Raw genomic sequence first — 2,065 nt, forward strand, 5'->3', positions numbered from 1 at the left:
ATACATAGCGTGTTTTACCAATCAACGTTTTGCCTGCATCAATCACTTTCACACCCGATTTACCACCACTTCCTCCACTCGCAGGAGCTGCTGGTTTTCCATCAGCTGTAATCGTTCCAGTGTAATATTTCAGCACGGCATCAACATACTTCGCGTCGCCGTAGCAAGCTTGGTAAGGTACCATTTCGGGACGTACACAGTGATAATTTCCTGTATGTTTTACTTTTTGATATTGCGATTGTGAAAAAGAAATCGCTAACTCTGGTGTATATTTCCCTCCATTTTTCATGACATAATTAATAAATCCACCGCCAAAATTGTACGACTGAAGGCAAAGCTTCAAGTCATAATGCGCTTTTTCTAGAACACTTTTAAAATGTAAAACTCCTTTATCGACCGATAATTCAGGGCTAGAAATACATCCAACTGACCCGCAAAAGGATTCACTACTTTGCATTGGATCGTTTCCTCTTCCTCCACTTTCTTGCATCATGAGTGCCATCATAATGGGCACATACGATGCATCTAACCCATGTTTTTGTGCGTACTTTTCAAGCAAAGGTTGATACTTCATGACCTCCGGTGACACATTAGCCGTTCCTACGCCAATCCCTCCACCTTCAATCTCCGTTACCTCACTTTGTTGACTATCTTTTTCAAATTCACCTGTAATGGCTACAATCGTACTCATGATTAAAAGGCCCGATAATCCTAACAGGATCAACGTGCCTCCAATCAAATATTTCTTTGGAATAAGCTGTAAGACGATATGCAAGGCTTATGCACCTCCACCGTACAGCACTTTTTCTTCCTCATCGATTTCAATATGAAAGAGAATGTTTTTTACAGACTTAATACAAAGCAGCACATCCCCAATTGGCAGCTTCGGAATCTCAGCTAGTTCGCTGTCCGTAATCCCTGTTTTAAACACTCGTTGAATCGTATCTAAGTTGTTATCATCTTGCTGCATAATGAATTTATATTGTGTTAAATCAAAAAGCTTTTTAATTTTTTCAATCGCTGTTTGTTCCGATCCATCTGGCACAAAGTCACTAATTAAATGACTTGCATAGATCAAACCTGCAAAGTATTTACGTGCTTCTCGACTAAATTCGGTTAAGAAATCTAAAGCATGTTCATTGCCCCTTTTCGTGTTGACGATGTGATGAGCTTCGTCGATCACAATTAAGTAACGAATGGCATCTTCAAAGGCTAACGTCCCTTTTGTATAGGCAGCTAGTTGAGGTTCACCATTCTGCAACATGCCATCCCATAATAAACTCATAACATTGAAAAGCTGCGCCTGTGCAATTTCATCTTTTAATTTGGATAAATAACGGATGGAGAAAAATACGACTTGTTCATCGTTGAAATCTTCAATGGTAGAAATGCCATCAAACAAATGAGCGTACGTTTCAACCAAGTTTTCAATGTTCAGCTCGATTAGCTCAAGTCTACGCTTCCGGTACTCTCCTAAGTTCGGATGGTGTTCTCTTGTTTCCTCATCGGTATATAACTCTTTTCGAATGAGATGCAGAAACTCACTAAACGTTGGATAGGCTTCTGGTGAACGCCCTGTAATATGATTACTTGCGCCTTTTTCATCGTTCCATAACTGCTTTTGAATATAGAGTTTACGAAGGAGCTTTTCGTACTCTTTTAATTCATCATCTTTTGCTTCTGGTGCAATAAAACGATAAAAAACAGTTAGTTTGGATAAATGCTGCGTAAAGCTATTAATCTCATGTTCATGTGTTTTAAATACCTGTAAGGGATTAATTTGCCCTTCCGATCCATCTAGGGCAATCTGTTTCCCTCCTAATTCTCTAACGAGACTTTCAAACTCTCCTACAATATCAAAGCCTCGAATCTTATAGCCTTTAATGGCATTATCTGTGGTGACTTTCTTTAAAAACGTGGACTTACCTGCGCCCATTAAGCCCATCAACACCGCATTATAACTTTTTCGTTGTTGATCTTTATGAAACAAATCAAAGATGACGCTGCCACCTGTACGGGTTGTTCCTTGATACGTGCCGTATGGATCATCTAAGTGAGTAAAATG

The 2,065-nt window shown here is 39.4% G+C and carries 2 protein-coding genes; both read right to left on the minus strand.

Annotated elements, in window-relative coordinates:
• On the minus strand, positions 1 to 775 hold a 775-nt coding region (locus ACH0CI_RS28135), incomplete at its 3' end, for a lysozyme family protein (RefSeq protein ID WP_406902653.1).
• A 3-nt stretch (positions 776 to 778) separates the two neighbouring features.
• Positions 779 to 2,065 (minus strand): type IV secretion system protein VirB4 (locus tag ACH0CI_RS28140; RefSeq protein WP_406902654.1); only part of this gene is annotated, 1,287 nt, incomplete at its 5' end.

Source organism: Priestia sp. 179-F W1.4 NHS, assembly GCF_045369295.1.
GTDB lineage: Bacteria > Bacillota > Bacilli > Bacillales > Bacillaceae_H > Priestia > Priestia zanthoxyli.